The organism is Paraburkholderia bengalensis (genome assembly GCF_037126505.1).
Classification (GTDB): Bacteria; Pseudomonadota; Gammaproteobacteria; order Burkholderiales; family Burkholderiaceae; genus Paraburkholderia; species Paraburkholderia bengalensis.
This window is the reverse complement of sequence record NZ_JACFYJ010000146.1, coordinates 1-15298: the sequence shown is the minus strand read 5'-3', so window position 1 is coordinate 15298 and position 15298 is coordinate 1. Positions and strand designations below refer to the sequence as shown.

Below are 15298 nucleotides of genomic sequence, written 5' to 3'. Positions count from 1 at the left end.
GGCAAGCCGCGCGGCCATGCTTTCGAGCGCGGCCCACATCTGCACCATCTCGACGATCTCGCGCTTGCTCTTGCGCACGATGTAGATGCCGCGGCGCGGCACCATGCGCAGAAAACCTTCCTGCTCCAGCAGCGTCATCGCCTCGCGCACGGGCGTGCGGCTCACGCCCAGCGATTCGCTCAACCGCGCTCGTCGAGTCGAATCTCTTCGCGCGACGCGTAAATGTCGGCGTCCGCGATGGCCTGACGCAACAACGCGTAGGCCTGATCGCGAAGACTGGCGCTGTTGCCGATGGGCTGCAGCGCCAGTGGCAGGTTCAGCGCGGGTGTGGCCACGTTTAGTGGGACGAGCCGACCGCGTTCATCGCGGCTTCGACGCGCGCGCGGTACGGCGTGGCTTCACGCACCGCGGCGGCTTCCAGCCCGACATAACGGCCATGCTTGGAGGCCAGTTCGGCGACATGCTGCGGAATCCAGCGCGTCAGCAGCACGGTTGCGGCCGAACCCAGGCCCACGACAGCAACGGCGAAGAAGGCAAGCGACACGAAATCCATTTGAAGCTCCCGGCATTGAGTGATTGGATGACTCAATGATATGTTGCGTCGCGGCAAAAATCAAGTATCTTGTATTTAATATATCAGACACTGTTGTTCAAAAGCCGCAACAGTCCGAAAGGTAGCACGCTGCGCGTGCGTCGACGGCGGGCGGGGCGCGCAGCGCATGCTGTGCTCTTTTTTCGCGGATCAAACTGTGCTCCGGACCGCCACATCCAGGAAAAAACGGCGACGGAGGCGCATTTCAAAAACCGCCTGCCGCGCCTTTCCTTGTGCAGACGCAGCAACGCGCACACATCGACCCATTCCGCTCGCGACTGAGTGAACGCTCGTGCTGTGTCACACGGTCCCCTGCGGCCCTGTGTCGCTTGAAATCGCGTTATCCCGCTCTGCACAACGCTCACAGCCAGTTCAATATGCATTTAATTCTCATATTGCCAAGCGCAGTGCGGGCACCTATCGTCTCGCCATTGCCGAATTCGACTCGGCGGCGGCGCATCGTCAAATATGTTGCAGCCCAGCATATGCGTTGAAAATGCGCTGCCTAAAGTTTCGGCAATTGCAACCGATAACAGACGTTTAGCCCGATCGGAGACCGACCATGAGCAGCATTATTGAGCCGGGCGGCAACGCCAGCCCGCCATTCTTTTCCAAACAGGCAACGATCGCCCAACCTGGCTTCTCCCGCTGGATGGTGCCGCCTGCCGCCCTCGCCGTGCACCTGTGCATCGGTCAGGCCTACGCGTTCTCCGTCTTCAACGGGCCGCTCACCAAAGTCATTGGCATCACGCAGTCCGCGCCGGACGACTGGTCGTTGACCACGCTCGGCTGGATTTTCTCGCTCGCCATTGTCTGCCTGGGCTTGTCGGCGGCGTTCGCGGGCAAGTGGCTCGAAAAAGTCGGCCCGCGCCGCACGATGTTTACGGCCGCATGCTGCTTCGGCGGCGGCTTCATCATTTCGGCGCTGGGCGTGTGGATGCACCAGATCGCGCTGCTGTATCTCGGCTATGGCGTGATCGGCGGGATTGGCCTGGGTCTCGGCTATGTATCGCCCGTGTCGACGCTGATCCGCTGGTTCCCGGACCGTCGCGGCATGGCGACGGGCATGGCGATCATGGGCTTCGGCGGCGGCGCGATGATCGCCGCGCCGTTGTCCGTCGCGCTGATGAACCACTTCAAGAGCGCGACGAGCATCGGTGTGGCCGAAACGTTCATCGTGCTGGGCATCGCGTACTTCATTTCGATGTCGATCGGCGCGCTCGCGATCCGCGTGCCGCCCGCCGACTGGAAGCCGGCCGGCTGGACGCCGCCCGCGACCACGACGCAGAAGATGATCACGCGCAACCACGTGCATATCGACGAAGCGCTGAAGACGCCGCAGTTCTATCTGATCTGGCTGGTGCTGTTCCTGAACGTGACGGCGGGCATCGGCATTCTCGGCCAGGCTTCCGTGATGATCCAGGAGAGCTTCAAGGACACGGTGACGGCCGCGGCCGCCGCCGGCTTCGTGGGCCTGCTGTCGCTCTTCAACATGGGCGGCCGCTTCGTGTGGGCGTCGGCGTCGGACTACGTGGGCCGCAAGAACACATACTTCATCTTCTTCGCGCTGGGCGCCGTGCTGTACTGGCTGGTGCCGAGCTTCGCGGCGTCGGGCAACATCGCGCTCTTCGTGCTGTGCTACTGCGTGATCCTGTCGATGTACGGCGGCGGCTTCTCGACGGTGCCCGCGTATCTCGCGGACATGTTCGGCACGGCATTCGTCGGCGGCATTCACGGGCGTCTGTTGACGGCGTGGGCGGCGGCGGGCGTCGCGGGCCCCGTGCTCGTGAACTACATCCGTGCCTATCAGGTCGCGAACGGCGTGGCGAAGGCGGACGCCTACACGATGACCGTGCACATCATGACCGTGCTGCTCGTGATCGGCTTCGTGTGCAACCTGCTCGTCAAGCGCGTGAACGACAAGCATCACATGACGGACGCGCAGCTCGCATCCGGCAAATAAGGTCAGACAAAGGAGAACCGCAATGTCGACGCAAACCGATCATCCGACCAACAAGGGTCTGCTGTCCGTCTTCTGGCTGTACGTGCTGATTCCGCTGACGTGGGGCGTCGTGAACACGCTGCTGCAGGCGATGAAGCTGTTCAGCTGACCGGATTCAAACGCAGCATGAAAAAAGCCGTGCATCGCGCCCGGCTTTTTTTCGTCCGTGCCTCGCGTCTGCGCCACTACGCCTCGGCTGCGCGCAGCTGCAACGGAAACGTGATCTCGAACGTCGTGCCCACGCCCTGCTGCGAATCGAAGCGCAACTCGCCGTCCAGCATCCGGCACAGGTCCTTGACGATCGCGAGGCCCAGCCCGGCGCCCGGCACGTCGTCGTCGCTGGCGCGCTCGAACTCCTTGAACACGCGCTCGCGATCCGACGGGCCAATGCCCACGCCCGTGTCCGACACGCGCAGACACCACGCGTCGTTGCCACTCGCGCAGAATTCGAGCGTGACGGCACCCGCCTTCGTGTACTTCGCCGCATTCGTCAGCAGATTGATCGCGATCTGTTTGAGCTTCAAACGGTTCGTCCGCACCGACGCCAGTTGTTCGTCGAACGATGCCTTCAGCTCGAGCCCTTTCTCGCGGATGGCAGGCCCGCACGACGCGACCAGCTCATCGAACAGCACCCGCAGATCGACGCTTTCGACGCTGACCTGGTTCGCGTCGCCGAGCACGACGGCATACTCGACCAGTTGATCCACCAGCACTTTCATATCGGCGGCCTGCCGGTTCGCGAGCGCGAGCGCGGCGTCGATTTTCGCGGGTGCGCGCGCGATCAGTTGCAGCGCCATCGAGAACACGTTGAGAAAATTTCGCAGGTCATGCACGACGCTGCGCGTGATCTGCATGCGCGATTCGTACAGCTCGCCGACCAGCTTTTGCTTCAGCACCAGTTCGTGATTCGCGCGTTCGAGCCGCCCGGTGTAATCGTCGATCTTGCGGTCGCGTTCAGTGACCACTTCACGTATCGACGTCAACGTGACGAAGCTGACGGCCTCGTCGATGAAATAGCGCGCGCGTTCTTCGTGACGGCGCGTGAAGGCGGGATGCGCTTCCGCGTATTGCACGACGGCGCCCATCAGCACCTGGCGGAAAAGATCGAGTTCGCGTACCAGTTCGTCGATGCGGTAGCCCTGCTTCCAGCGCGTCTTGCCGTGCAGCCTCGCCTTGCGCTCGATTTCGGGTTCGACCTCTTCCAGATCCTGCTGGGCGAGCGCGCTGCAGATCGATCCGAGTATGTCCGGGACATGATCGGACAATTGCTCGTTCGTCAGCTTGTCGGACTCGGTCAACTCGACATCGCTGAATACGGCCCGCATCCAGCGTTCGGTGAGTTCGACCTCGTTCTTGCGGATGTGCTCGGCGAATGCGCCGAGCGGTCGTGATTGCGTCGTGGCCATGAGTGTCGCTCGCGCCTCGTAGAAAGCGTAGGCTGCCCGCCAACGACGTTCATCGTACTACGACTTCAGTCGATAGCCCGTCTTGAAGATCCACGCGATCACCGCGAGGAAGATGCAAAGAAACAGCGCCGTCATGCCGAGGCTGATGCCGACGCTCACATCCGCGAGCCCGTAAAAGCTCCAGCGAAAGCCGCTGATCAGATAGACGATGGGATTGAGCAGCGTCACCACGCGCCACGCGGGCGGCAGCATCGCGACCGAGTAGAAGCTGCCGCCGAGAAACGTCAGCGGCGTGATGATGAGCAGCGGCACGAGTTGCAGTTTCTCGAAGTTGTCGGCCCAGACGCCGATGATGAAGCCGAGCAGACTGAACGTCACGGCCGTCAGCACGAGGAACAGCACCATCCAGAACGGATGCTGCACCTGCAGCGGCACGAAGAACCCGGCCGTCGCGAGAATGATGAGGCCAAGCAGAATCGATTTGGTCGCGGCCGCGCCGACGTAGCTGACGACGATCTCCAGATACGACACGGGCGCCGACAGCAGTTCGTAAATGGTGCCCGTGAAGCGCGGAAAGTAGATGCCGAACGACGCATTCGAAATGCTCTGCGACAACAGCGACAGCATGATGAGTCCCGGCACGATGAACGAGCCGTAACTGATGCCTTCCACTTCACGGATACGCGAGCCGATCGCCGCGCCGAACACGATGAAATACAGCGACGTTGAGATGACGGGCGCGATGATGCTCTGCATCAGCGTGCGCCCCGTGCGCGCCATTTCGAAGCGGTAGATCGCACGGATTGCATGGATGTTCATCGCACGCTCTCCTCTTGTTTTCGGTGCACGAGACTCACGAAAATATCTTCCAATGAGCTTTGCGTGGTATGGAGATCCTTGAAGCGGATGCCCGCTGCGCTCAGATCGTTGAGCAGCGCGACGATGCTGTTGCTCTTCTCGCGCTCGGCGTCGTACGTGTAGATCAGCTCGGCTTTGTCGTTCGCGAGTTCGAGACCGTAGTGAGCCAGCGCGGCGGGCACGCCCGCAAGCGGCGCTTCGAGCTGGAGCGTCAACTGCTTCTTGCCGAGCTTGCGCATCAGTTCCGCTTTCTCCTCGACGAGCATGATCTGGCCGCTGTTGATCACGCCGATGCGGTCGGCCATCTCTTCGGCTTCGTCGATGTAGTGCGTGGTCAGGATGATCGTCACGCCGTCCGCCTTCAGCGAGCGTACGAGCTTCCACATGTCGCGGCGCAATTCGACGTCGACGCCCGCCGTCGGCTCGTCGAGGAACAGCACGCGCGGTTCGTGCGACAGCGCCTTCGCGATCAGCACACGCCGCTTCATGCCGCCCGACAACTGAATGATGCGGCTATTGCGCTTGTCCCATAGCGAGAGATCGCGCAACACCTTCTCGATGTAGGCAGGGTTCTTCGGCTTGCCGAACAGGCCGCGGCTGAACGAGACGGTTGCCCAGACGGTTTCGAATGCGTCCGTGGTCAACTCCTGCGGCACGAGGCCGATCAGCGAACGCGCGGCGCGATAGTCATTGCCGATATCGTGACCGTCGACGGCGACAGTGCCTTCGCTCGCATTGACGATGCCGCAGATGATGCTGATCAGCGTGGTCTTGCCCGCGCCGTTCGGCCCGAGCAATGCGAAGATTTCGCCTTGGCGAATGGAGAGGTCGATACGCTTGAGGGCCTGGAAACCCGATGCGTATGTCTTCGACAGATTCGAAACCGAGATGATGGGGCGCATAGCCGCGAAGATAGCAGATACCGCGACGCGCCGCCGCTACTCTGCCCGATTTGACGTTCGAGCACCCGCGCGGCCGCAATGATCAGACGCCGCTATCCGCTTCTTCGCCGCTTTCGATCACCATGCCCGCCTCGACGCGCACGGGCACGCGCGTCAGCGCCGCGCCAAGGCACGGTCCGTCGATGCACACGCCGTCCTCGAAGCGGAACATCGCACTGTGATGCGCACACATCAGATGCCCGGCGTCATAGGTCCAGAAGGTGTCCGGCTCGTAGTTCAATGGAATCGAAAAGTGCGGGCACAGATTGCGATACGCCCATGCGTCATCGCCGCGGCGCAGCACCACGATGGCCGCATCGGCCGCATCAGCTGAACCGCCGCTGCGCGCGATCTGCCGCGCGCCGCCATCGGGGATCTCATCGAGCGCGCACAGTACGGTTGCCGCGATCATCGCGCCGCCCCTTGCGAGCGCGCGAGCACGAAGTCGCGTTGCACGTCGAAGAACGGATTCGGCAAGTCCCACGCTTTCGCATCGGCGGCGCTGCCGTTGCGCACATAGTCGACCACCAGAGATGGCTTCACGCCGAACACGGCATCCGATTCCACGTAAGGATCGTCGGCGCTGAAAAGCGCTGTCGTCAGCGTGTCGTAACCGGGCGCCTGAATCAGGAAATGCACGTGCGCGGGCCGCATCGGATGACGCCCGAGCGCGAGCAGCATCTGGCCGACAGGACCATCCGTCGGAATGGGATACGGCGTGGGCTTGATCGAACGGAACGCATATTCGCCGTCCGGACCCGTGCGGAACTTCCCGCGCAGGTTGCTCTCCGGCTGGTCCGGGTCTTGCCCTTCGTACATGCCGTTGTTCGCCGTCTCCCACACTTCGATCAGCGCGTTCGGCACGGGTTGGCCCGCTTCGTCGACGAGCCGCCCGCGAAACAGCGCAGGCTCTCCTTCCGTGCGCGCGATATTCGCGCCGAACGCTTCCTCGTGTGCGCCTTCGCGGTAGAACGGACCGAGCAGGCTGTTCTCCGTCGCCGCCGTTTCCGTCACGTCGTCGCGGCGATGAATCGCATCGAGCATGATCGACAGGCCCAGCGTGTCCGACAGCAGAATGAACTCCTGACGAATGCCGTCGCACTTCTTGCCCGTCTGCGTCAAGAACTCGATGCCGCGCCGCCATTCGTCGCCCGTCAGTTGCACTTCTTCGGCAAACGCATGCACGTGCTTCACGAGTGCCGTCATGATCTCTTTGAGGCGCGTATCCGTGCAGCCGGACAGCGTGGCGAGCACGGTGGCGGTGATCGGGTGGACCGCGTCGGCTGCGGGGTGGTGGGTTGTCTCTCTCATGTCGTCCTCTCACGCGATACGCTGGCCATTCGATGAAGACCCAACGCAACGCTCGATGCTAGTTGGGCCTGCGTCCTTCGTACGCATGTTGCAGCAGGGCGCGAAGCGGCTCGCGCTCAACGGCGCGTGGATTCCAGTAGGGGCTTTTCGACGCGAGATTCAGCGCGACGTCGATATCCGTTTCTGTCATGCCGATGTCTTTCAGCGCGGTCGGTGCGCCGTTGTCGCGCGCGAGATCGAACACCGCTTGCGCCGCATCGTGCGCATGCAGCGCGCGCGCAATGCGCTGCATGGCCTGAGGCGCCGCGACACGGTTGTATGCGAGCACGTGCGGCAAGACGATCGTGTGCGTCTCGGCGTGCGGCAGATTGAAGGTGCCGCCCAGCGTATGACACAGCTTGTGATGCAGCGACATGCCTACGCTGCCCAGCACCGCACCGCACAACCACGCGCCGTACAGACACGCGGAGCGTGCATCGAGATCGTCGGCCTTCGCGATTACGCGCGGCAAGCCTTCGCCCAGCGCGCGGATGCCTTCTTCCGCCATCAGGCTCATGATGGGATTCGCGTCCTGCGCGTAAAGCCCTTCGGCGGCATGCGCAATGGCGTTGATGCCGCTCGTCAGCGAAAGCGCGGGCGGCAGCGACACCGTCAGCGCGGGATCATAGATCACGGTCTTCGGCAACACGCGCAAGTCGCGGCCCGTCTTCTTCACGCCGGCATCCGTGAGACCGTAGATCGGCGTCATTTCCGAGCCTGCATACGTGGTCGGAATCGCGATGATGGGCAGCGACGTTTCGAGCGCGATCGCCTTGCCGAGTCCCGTCGTCGAACCGCCGCCGATCGCAATCGCGCAATCGGCACCGACACGCGCCGCATAGTCGCGCGCGGCGCGCGCCGTTTCGACGGGCACGTGCATCACAGCTTGCGCATACACGCCCGCGCCGCGCGAACCGAGCCGCTCCGCGAGCTGTTCGGCTTGCGCGCGCTGCTGCGGCGTGGACAGCACGACCGCGCGCTCGCGCGCGAGCAGCGCGATTTCGCGCTCCAGTTGATCGAGGCTGCCCACGCCGAACACGACGCGCGAGGGCAAGCCCTGATAGACGAATGGTTCCATGACGTGAGCCATCGAGTTGGGTTTCGACATGCGGTTCGACGCGCGATGTCAACGCGGAAAATAAGGGGGAATCTGGGCATCCACATTAACCCAGATCGACTTCGCCTGTGTATATTCGCGCATCGCCTCGAAGCCCATTTCGCGTCCGTAGCCGCTCGCGCCGACGCCGCCGAAGGGCGACCCGGGACTCACGCGCTTGTAGCAGTTCACCCACACCATGCCGCTGCGAATCTCGCGCGCGACCAGGTGCGCGCGTTGCAGATCGCGCGTCCACAGTCCCGCGCCGAGTCCGTATTCGGTGCCGTTCGCAATCGCGAGCGCTTCGTCGTCGGTCTTGAACGTCGCGACCGTCATGAACGGGCCGAACACCTCTTCCTGCGCGACACGGTCCGTCGGCTTCGCTTCGACGATGGTCGGCTCGACATAGCAGCCGTTCGCGAGCGCTGCGCTCTCGGGCGACTTGCCGCCCGCCAGCACGCGTCCGCCCTGCTCGCGCGCCACCTCGACATACGACAGCACGCGGTCGCGATGCTGACGCGACGTGAGCGGACCCATTTCCGTCGCGGGATCGAGCGGGTCGCCGATGCGGATCGTGCGCGACAGCGCGACAAACTTTTCGAGCACTTCGTCCGCGATCGATTCATGCACGATCATCCGCGAGCCCGCGATGCACGCCTGCCCCTGGTTGTGAAAGATCGCGAACGCGGAGCCTTGCACGACGGCATCGATATTGGCGTCGGCGAACACGATGTTGGCGCCCTTGCCGCCCAGTTCGAGCTGCACCTTTTTCAGGTTGCCGCTCGATGCCTGCACGATCTTGCGGCCCACTGCCGTCGAGCCGGTGAACGCGATCTTCGCGATGCCGGGATGCTCGGCGATGTACTGGCCCGCCACGTGCCCGAGCCCCGGCAGAATGTTCACGACACCGGCGGGAAAGCCGACTTCCGCCATCAGTTCGGCAATCGCGAGGCTCGACAGCGGCGTCAGCTCGGCGGGCTTCATCACGATGCAATTACCGGCCGCGAGCGCGGGCGCCATCTTCCAGCTCGTGAACATCAGCGGAAAATTCCACGGCACGACTTGCCCGACGACGCCGACGGGCTCGCGCGTCAGATAATTCAGAAAGCCCCGCTCGACGGGAATCACGGACCCTTCGAACTTGTCCGCCATGCCGCCGAAATAGCGGAATGTGGCAGCCGTGCGCGGCACGTCGAGATTGCGCGTGTCGCGGATCGGGTGGCCCGTGTCCATCGATTCGAGACGCGCGAGCCGGTCCGCATTCGCTTCGATTGCATCGGCGAGCTTGAGCAGCAGAAGGCCGCGCTCGGCCGCCGCCATCCGGCTCCACTTCGGAAACGCCGCTTGCGCGGCGGCCACCGCGCGATCGACGTCGGCATGACCGGCCATCGACACTTCAGCGATGGTCGAATTGTCGTGAGGATTGAGCGTCGCGAGCGTTTCGCCCGAGAGCGACGGCACGAAGCGGCCATCGATGAAGAGTTGCGTTTGCATGTGAGTCCTGCCCGGTAAAACGTGAAGACGTGAGCGTCCCCGCGGCGCCAGCCGTCTGGCGCCGTGCTTCGCACAGCGGGGCACTCGGCGGGTGATTAGAACTGGATCGGATAAGGCGGCAGCTCGCCGCTCTCATACCGCTTCGGCAGATCGGGCGTGGCGTTCTCCCACACCAGCAGCATCGAGCGCTTCTGCGAATAGCCTTTGTGACGGATGTCGGCGGGCATCGCGGCGATGTCGCCCGCGTTCATCGTGATGCGCGCGCGCGGCTCGCCCGTGTCCTTGTCGGCGACATCCCAGATGATCTGATCCGACAGTTGCAGGAACCACTCGACGCGGTCGTTGCCATGAAACACAGGCAGCACGAATTCTTCCGTGGTCGGGCAAAAGAGGCTCTGCTTGCACACCGACGTCACGGACGGATTCCACGTCACGTCGGAACGCGACAGATACTTGAACAGATTGAACGCATGCAGTTCTTTCTCGAAGCCGGGCTCGGCGTGAATTTCGGGCTCGTCCTGCACGACATCGGCAAACTGACGGTTGATGGGAAAGTCGTCGCGCAGCGGCGAATCGCCTTCGAGTCCGGGCATGCGCTTCGTCGCGATGCGCGTGCGCTCGATCGCCGCGACGTTGTCGCCGTGCTTCGCGCCGAACGCGGAGCCTGTTTCTTCGGGCGCGGCGAACGGATCGAAGCCTTCGTTGACCCAGTCGCGCAGAATCGCCTTGAACGTCGCCATGATGACGGGCGTATCGAACTGCTGCGTGTGATCGACGCCCGCGTCGCGGAAACTCGCGTTATACGCGCCCGCATACATGTCGACCTTGCCGTAGTGATTGCGCGTGCCGATCACTTCGTCGAAATTCACCCAGCCATAGAAGAAACCCCATGCGACATCGCGCATCATCGCGCGCAGAAAGTCGTCGGCGTGCATCTGATGCGAGCGATGCTGGCCTTTCGCGGGCCACGCAACCGTGACGAAGTACGCATCGCGAGAGAATTCGAAGTCGCCAAGCGTGAACTTCCGATAACCCGTGACGGCATCCGGCTCGCTCGCGCAGACGTTTTGCAGCGTGTTGACTGTGCTCATGACGTGCTCCAGAAAAAGAATGCCGCGTTATTGAATGCAGATGTCTTGCCACTTCTCGACCGAATATCGGCCGAGAATGGTCTGCACGAGCAGCACGCCTTGTCCCGCCGTTTCGAAGCGATACGCCGAGCCTGCGGGCAGCAGCGCCTGATGGCCGCGGCGCAGCCGCACGAAGCCCATCGGCTTGCCGGGCGGCGTGCCGTCGAGGCGCACGCTGCCTTCCGTCGCTTCGTCGACGAGCGCGCCGTCCGAAGGCTTGATGAAGCGCACGTCGATCTCGCCGTCCATCGCGACGCAGAACTCGTCGTGCGATGCCGTGAACCACGGCGACGTGCCCTCGGCGCGCAGCGTTTCGATCACGTACTTGAGGTTCTTGCCGACGACGATCTTCTCGTACGGCGCCGCGTGGCTCGCGACTTCGAACACATTCGACATTGCATAGTGTTCGGGCTTGCCCTTGATGATTTCGATGGAGCCTTTACGGTAGCTGTCCAGACTACCCAACCATGTTTGCTGCATGTCTGCCTCCTTGGATCTCCGTTGAATCTGTTCGCCACGTCTTGCGTGTTTCCATGAACGCAAGAGTAAGTAACGCCAGGCGCAACGGCAATGATCTGAGGTTCGGCAAATCAGAACGCCGGGTCCGCGCGAACGCCCCCAGGGGAATTACCTAGAACTCGGGTCGGCGATGCGCAAGGTGCTGTGGCAGAGGCTTTCGGGAATTACTGATCGGCGAGTTCTTCGCCGACACTTTTCGTGTCGTCTTCATCGGGCGCGATGCCGAGCGCCTTGTCCCATTGCGGCTCGCGCAGATAGCGCTCGCGCAGAAAATCGATGAACGCCTTCACCTTTGCCGTCGATCGATGCGACGCGGGGTACACGGCCGACAGCCACAACGGCGGCGCCGCATAGTCGGGCAGCACGCGCTCCAACCGGCGTTCCAGCAGATCGGCGGCGGCGACCATCGTCGGCAGATAGACGACGCCCGCGCCCGCGCGCGCGAACTCGAGCAGCAGGTGCACGCTATTCGTCTTGAGCACCGGGTTCAGCGCGATTTCGAAGCACTCGTTGCCTTTCATCAGCGGCCATTTGTCGCCCCACGGATAGTACGAGTAACGCGCGAAATCATGACGCAGCAGGTCGAGCGGCGTTTCGATCACGGGCTCTTCTTTCAGGTAGCCGGGCGCCGCGCACAGCACGCCGCGCACGGGGAATAGCCGCCGTTCGACCAGCAGGTTGGACGCCGGCGGATAGATCTGCAATGCGAGATCGAAGCCTTCCTGCACGGGATCGATCACGCGGTCATTGACGGTGACGACGAATTCGATGCGCGGATGCGTCTCGCGAAACTCGATCAGCGCGCGCGAAAAGTGCCCCAGCGCGAAGCCGGGCAACACGTGAACGTTGAGCGTGCCCGACAGCGACTCGTGTTGCGCACTGGAACGGCCGGACAGATCGTGGACCTTGTTGACGAGTTCGGCGCATTCCCGGTAATACGTTTCGCCGATCTCCGACAGCCGCACTGCCCGCGTCGAACGATGAAAGAGCGGCACGCCGAAGTGCTCTTCGAGCTGCTTCACGCGCGACGTGACGACGGATTTCGCGACGCCCAGCTGGCGCGCGGCGCTCGCGAAGCTTTGGGCCTCGGCGGCGCGCACGAACGCTTCCATCGACATGAAAAGATCCATGCTATCTCCTCTTTGCCGTTCCTTGCTGCAATGCAAAAAGGAACGTGCGTTTTCAGTGATATGAGCGAAGTGTACGTTTTTTTGCGCGCTGCTTCGCGTCGCGCGCGCAGTCATCCATGCTCCGCAACACCGGCAACGCCGCCTACAGTTCGTAACGTTGCATGTGCAATGCAACGGCGCGCATCAAAACGAAACGCCGTTGCTGCATGCGCAGCAACGGCGTTTTTTGCACGTCGCGTGTATGGGTCAAATCATGGCCCGACGCGCGTCGAACCACGGATCAAGCCGGGACGGTCGCGGCAAGCTGACGGCGCGACCACACGCGATGCTGGCCCACCGCCTCGATGAACGGCTTCAGCACGGCGTCCACGTTGCCGTCGTCGCCCATCGATACGCCGTCGGCCTTGTCGGGCAGATGCGTGGCGCTCAGCAGCTCCTTGCCGGCGCCCAGCGCCGCAATCGCCTTCAGATGCCGGAACGCTTCGAGCACGAAATGACACGCATCGCCCAACTGCGCGAGCGTCTTCGCGCCCTGCTCCCCGCCCACGATCACCACGCCGTCGAACATGATCGACGGCATGCCGGAGATCGTCGCGTCCGGATTGATGCCGTCGATGGGCGCGAGCGTCGGCGCGATCAGAAGCGGCGTCGCGCCTTCCGCTTTCAGCGCCGCCTGCACGCTCCTGATGGCCGCGCCGTCGCTGCCCGCCGCGGCGAGCACGGCAATCTTGCGCGTTTTGATGCCCGGCACGGCACGGTTCAACAGGCTCAACGCGGGCGAAGGCTTTTGCTTGCCGGCCGCGCGCGCGCCTTTACCGGGCTTCGGCAAACCGAGACCCTCGGCGACGGTCGCCGCGAGTTCTGCATCGAAGTTCGCCAGAATTTCGTTGACGACGCGCGCGCGGATTTCCGGCTTCGTCACCTTGCCGAGTTCGAACTGATACGCGAGCGCGATGTGTTCCTTCTCGACATCGCTCATGCTCTGATAGAACAGCGCGGCCTGAGAAAAGTGATCGGCGAACGATTCGCTGCGCACGCGGATTTTCGTGCCTTCCATCGGTTCGGCGTAGCTCTCGAAGCCGCCGTCCTGCGCAGCAGGGTCTGTTTCCCTGGGCCATGCGTCGCTGACGGAATTGGGCTCGTACGAAGCCTGGCCCACGTTGATGGTCTGCCGGTGCATGCCGTCGCGCTGGTTGTTCACGTTCGGACTGAGAGGACGGTTGATGGGAATCTCGTGGAAATTCGGCCCGCCGAGCCGGCTGATCTGCGTGTCCGTGTAGGAGAACAGACGCCCTTGCAGAAGGGGATCGTTGGTGAAGTCGATGCCGGGCACGACGTGCCCCGGATGAAACGCGACCTGCTCCGTTTCGGCAAAGAAGTTGTCGGGATTACGGTTCAGCGTCATCTTGCCGACGATCTTCACGGGCACGAGTTCCTCGGGCACGAGCTTGGTTGGATCGAGCAGGTCGAAGCCGAACGCGTCCTGATCTTTTTCTTCGATGATCTGCACGCCGAGTTCGAACTCGGGAAAGTCGCCGCGATCGATGGCCTCCCACAAGTCGCGCCGATGGAAGTCCGGGTCCTTGCCCGCGAGCTTCTGCGCCTCGTCCCATAGCAGCGAATACGAGCCGAGCACGGGCCGCCAGTGGAACTTCACGAGACGCATCACGCCCTTGGCGTTGACGAAGCGGAATGTGTGCACGCCGAAGCCTTCCATCGTGCGCAGGCTGCGTGGAATCGCGCGATCGGACATGGTCCAGAGCACCATGTGCGCGGATTCGGGCACGAGCGACACGAAGTCCCAGAAGGTGTCGTGCGCCGACGCGCCCGTCGGCATTTCATTGAGCGCTTCGGGCTTGACGGCATGCACGAAGTCCGGGAACTTGATCGCATCCTGAATGAAGAACACGGGCATGTTGTTGCCGACCAGATCGTAGATGCCTTCCGTCGTGTAGAACTTCGTCGCGAAGCCGCGTACGTCGCGCACGGTGTCGGCGGAACCTCGCGGGCCCTGCACGGTGGAAAAGCGCACGTACACCGGCGTCTGTACGCCAGGGTCTTGCAGGAATGCCGCCTTGGTGTACTCGGCCATCGACTCGTACACCTGGAACACGCCGTGTGCCGCCGAGCCGCGCGCATGCACGACGCGTTCGGGAATGCGCTCATGGTCGAAGTGCGTGATTTTTTCACGCATGATGAAATCTTCCAGCAACGACGGACCGCGCGCGCCCGCGCGCAACGTGTTCTGGTTGTCGGCGATTTTCACGCCCTGATTGGTGCGCAGCGCTTCGCCTTGCGGCCGCGCGCGCGAACGTTCGAGATCCTTCGACTTGGCGTCGTCCGTCGAGTTGGACGACGCGTGATTGCGCGATTTGCTTGCCATCGGTGGTTGCTCCTTTGCGTCATGGAATGCGCGCACGTGGTCGCGTGCTCAAACAACCACAAACGCGCGCGTATCGTCGGCAAGTCGCAAACAGCGTTCCACGCGAATCCGCCGCCAACGAGCCACCAACCAGCCGCTAGGCCGAAACAGCATAAACAGCGCGCGCCGCGTCTGCGGCACAGGGTTTGCGCAAGAAGAGATGCGTGCGAGTCAACAGCACCGACTCGTGACGATCAACCATCTTTCGGAGGTTCGACCATGAAAGGCACGATGAAGAAAGTACTTGCTACCGCCCTCGTGATGGCTCTGTCGGGCGGTGTCTATGCACAGGGTGCAGGCGGCGCGGGTGGCGGCGGCGCTGGCGCGGGCGCAGGCGGTAACGGCAGCGCGGGCGCGG

General features: G+C 62.9%; 14 protein-coding genes and 1 pseudogene. 2 read left to right on the top strand and 13 right to left on the bottom strand.

The genetic code is table 11. The annotated features are described in order from the left end of the window. Window positions 1-314, bottom strand: a pseudogene (locus H3V53_RS40125) (GntR family transcriptional regulator); the annotation flags it as partial. A 23-nt stretch (window positions 315-337) separates the two neighbouring features. Next, the gene (locus tag H3V53_RS40120) at window positions 338-553 is read right to left on the bottom strand and encodes a hypothetical protein (RefSeq protein WP_336602556.1); all 216 of its coding nucleotides are present in this window, start codon (window positions 551-553) and stop codon (window positions 338-340) included. Window positions 554-1154: 601 nt separating this feature from the next. On the opposite strand from H3V53_RS40120, the gene H3V53_RS40115 reads away from it, so the two are divergent. Together H3V53_RS40115 and H3V53_RS40110 are read left to right on the top strand one after the other, a co-directional pair. Next, window positions 1155-2555 carry an L-lactate MFS transporter gene (locus tag H3V53_RS40115; RefSeq protein ID WP_336602555.1) on the top strand — a complete coding sequence of 467 codons (1401 nt, stop codon included), beginning with the start codon at window positions 1155-1157 and terminating at the stop codon, window positions 2553-2555. A gap of 22 nt (window positions 2556-2577) precedes the next feature. Next, window positions 2578-2703 carry an MFS transporter small subunit gene (locus H3V53_RS40110; RefSeq protein WP_054924600.1) on the top strand — a complete coding sequence of 42 codons (126 nt, stop codon included), beginning with the start codon at window positions 2578-2580 and terminating at the stop codon, window positions 2701-2703. Window positions 2704-2779: 76 nt separating this feature from the next. Here the strand turns inward: H3V53_RS40110 and H3V53_RS40105 are convergent, their stop codons facing one another. From H3V53_RS40105 to katE, 11 genes are all read right to left on the bottom strand, one after another. Further along, window positions 2780-4000, bottom strand: coding sequence for a sensor histidine kinase (locus H3V53_RS40105; RefSeq protein WP_336602554.1), 1221 nt, complete (start codon window positions 3998-4000; stop codon window positions 2780-2782). A gap of 57 nt (window positions 4001-4057) precedes the next feature. Then, window positions 4058-4819, bottom strand: a complete 762-nt coding sequence (locus H3V53_RS40100; RefSeq protein ID WP_336602553.1) for an ABC transporter permease — start codon at window positions 4817-4819, stop codon at window positions 4058-4060. Then, a complete protein-coding gene (locus H3V53_RS40095) occupies window positions 4816-5760 on the bottom strand; it encodes an ATP-binding cassette domain-containing protein (RefSeq protein WP_054924603.1) in 945 nt (314 codons plus the stop codon). Before H3V53_RS40095 ends, H3V53_RS40100 begins: the two co-directional genes overlap by 4 nt. Window positions 5761-5842: 82 nt before the next feature. Beyond that, window positions 5843-6211, bottom strand: a complete 369-nt coding sequence (locus tag H3V53_RS40090; protein WP_336602552.1) for a Rieske (2Fe-2S) protein — start codon at window positions 6209-6211, stop codon at window positions 5843-5845. Next, the gene (locus H3V53_RS40085) at window positions 6208-7110 is read right to left on the bottom strand and encodes an intradiol ring-cleavage dioxygenase (RefSeq protein WP_336602551.1); all 903 of its coding nucleotides are present in this window, start codon (window positions 7108-7110) and stop codon (window positions 6208-6210) included. The genes H3V53_RS40090 and H3V53_RS40085 overlap by 4 nt, the downstream gene beginning before the upstream one ends. 58 nt (window positions 7111-7168) lie before the next feature. Beyond that, entirely contained in the window at window positions 7169-8227 is a 1059-nt protein-coding gene (locus H3V53_RS40080; protein WP_336602550.1) for a maleylacetate reductase, read from the bottom strand. 48 nt (window positions 8228-8275) lie between these two features. Next, the gene (locus tag H3V53_RS40075) at window positions 8276-9739 is read right to left on the bottom strand and encodes an aldehyde dehydrogenase family protein (RefSeq protein ID WP_336602549.1); all 1464 of its coding nucleotides are present in this window, start codon (window positions 9737-9739) and stop codon (window positions 8276-8278) included. Window positions 9740-9834: 95 nt separating this feature from the next. Next, window positions 9835-10830, bottom strand: coding sequence for a hydroxyquinol 1,2-dioxygenase (locus H3V53_RS40070; RefSeq protein WP_336602548.1), 996 nt, complete (start codon window positions 10828-10830; stop codon window positions 9835-9837). Window positions 10831-10857: 27 nt separating this feature from the next. After that, window positions 10858-11349 carry a cupin domain-containing protein gene (locus tag H3V53_RS40065; RefSeq protein WP_336602547.1) on the bottom strand — a complete coding sequence of 164 codons (492 nt, stop codon included), beginning with the start codon at window positions 11347-11349 and terminating at the stop codon, window positions 10858-10860. Between the two features lie 203 nt (window positions 11350-11552). Further along, window positions 11553-12518, bottom strand: a complete 966-nt coding sequence (locus H3V53_RS40060; protein ID WP_336602546.1) for a LysR family transcriptional regulator — start codon at window positions 12516-12518, stop codon at window positions 11553-11555. A gap of 280 nt (window positions 12519-12798) precedes the next feature. Further along, window positions 12799-14937 carry a catalase HPII gene (gene katE, locus H3V53_RS40055; RefSeq protein WP_336602545.1) on the bottom strand — a complete coding sequence of 713 codons (2139 nt, stop codon included), beginning with the start codon at window positions 14935-14937 and terminating at the stop codon, window positions 12799-12801. Between the last annotated feature and the right edge of the window lie 361 nt (window positions 14938-15298).

What these genes read in the sequence shown, in the direction of transcription:
- H3V53_RS40080 (WP_336602550.1), bottom strand. Translation starts at nt 8,227, where the DNA reads ATGGAACCATTCGTCTATCAGGGCTTGCCCTCGCGCGTCGTGTTCGGC.
- H3V53_RS40090 (WP_336602552.1), bottom strand. Translation starts at nt 6,211, where the DNA reads ATGATCGCGGCAACCGTACTGTGCGCGCTCGATGAGATCCCCGATGGC.
- H3V53_RS40070 (WP_336602548.1), bottom strand. Translation starts at nt 10,830, where the DNA reads ATGAGCACAGTCAACACGCTGCAAAACGTCTGCGCGAGCGAGCCGGAT.
- H3V53_RS40075 (WP_336602549.1), bottom strand. Translation starts at nt 9,739, where the DNA reads ATGCAAACGCAACTCTTCATCGATGGCCGCTTCGTGCCGTCGCTCTCG.
- H3V53_RS40115 (WP_336602555.1), top strand. Translation starts at nt 1,155, where the DNA reads ATGAGCAGCATTATTGAGCCGGGCGGCAACGCCAGCCCGCCATTCTTT.
- H3V53_RS40110 (WP_054924600.1), top strand. Translation starts at nt 2,578, where the DNA reads ATGTCGACGCAAACCGATCATCCGACCAACAAGGGTCTGCTGTCCGTC.
- H3V53_RS40100 (WP_336602553.1), bottom strand. Translation starts at nt 4,819, where the DNA reads ATGAACATCCATGCAATCCGTGCGATCTACCGCTTCGAAATGGCGCGC.
- H3V53_RS40105 (WP_336602554.1), bottom strand. Translation starts at nt 4,000, where the DNA reads ATGGCCACGACGCAATCACGACCGCTCGGCGCATTCGCCGAGCACATC.
- H3V53_RS40060 (WP_336602546.1), bottom strand. Translation starts at nt 12,518, where the DNA reads ATGGATCTTTTCATGTCGATGGAAGCGTTCGTGCGCGCCGCCGAGGCC.
- H3V53_RS40095 (WP_054924603.1), bottom strand. Translation starts at nt 5,760, where the DNA reads ATGCGCCCCATCATCTCGGTTTCGAATCTGTCGAAGACATACGCATCG.
- H3V53_RS40065 (WP_336602547.1), bottom strand. Translation starts at nt 11,349, where the DNA reads ATGCAGCAAACATGGTTGGGTAGTCTGGACAGCTACCGTAAAGGCTCC.
- H3V53_RS40085 (WP_336602551.1), bottom strand. Translation starts at nt 7,110, where the DNA reads ATGAGAGAGACAACCCACCACCCCGCAGCCGACGCGGTCCACCCGATC.
- H3V53_RS40120 (WP_336602556.1), bottom strand. Translation starts at nt 553, where the DNA reads ATGGATTTCGTGTCGCTTGCCTTCTTCGCCGTTGCTGTCGTGGGCCTG.